Here is a 569-nt window from a genome sequence, read left to right on the forward strand (position 1 = left end):
CAGCCGGCGGGTCTTTGACCATTATCGCGACGATGTCGTCGTCCAGCCTTATGTCGCCGGCCGTAATGTGCGGGCAAGCTTCCTCGGTCTGAAGCCGGATACCGGCGTCGAGGCGCTCGGCATCGCCTTCGTCGAGTCCGGCGGCGACTTCCAGACCATGGCCGACTCCATGGCGCTCTACGGCGATAGCGGCCAAGCCGCCAGGGACGCAGGCACCTATGCCGAGCCGGAGCTCGAGCAGGCCGCCGCCAGCCAGCCGGCGGCCGATCGCGCGATCCGCGCCATCGCGCAGGAGCTGATCGCCGGGCTTGGCCTGAAGGACGTCTTCTCGGTCGATTTCAGGGTCGAGGCCGACGACACCGTCCATCTCATCGAGTTCGAAGTCTGTCCCGGCCTGCCCTGCTTCGATTTCCGCGACTATTGCCGCAGGCAATGGAGCATGAGCCTGGCGGATGCGATGGCGGAGACGGCGACCAGCCGGCTGAAGGCATAAGCTTAGGGATTGGACCGGCCTGCGGCTGCGGAGCGGCTTTGAGACGCCGGCGAAGGATCGCTGCAAATCTCTATTC

General features: G+C 65.7%; 1 pseudogene. It reads left to right on the plus strand.

What is annotated here, in order from left to right:
• Positions 1-493: pseudogene (locus tag EOA60_RS36420) on the plus strand (D-alanine:D-lactate ligase-like protein); the annotation flags it as partial.
• Between the last annotated feature and the right edge of the window lie 76 nt (positions 494-569).

It is taken from the genome of Mesorhizobium sp. M1A.F.Ca.IN.020.06.1.1 (assembly GCF_004023265.1).
Lineage (GTDB): Bacteria > Pseudomonadota > Alphaproteobacteria > Rhizobiales > Rhizobiaceae > Mesorhizobium.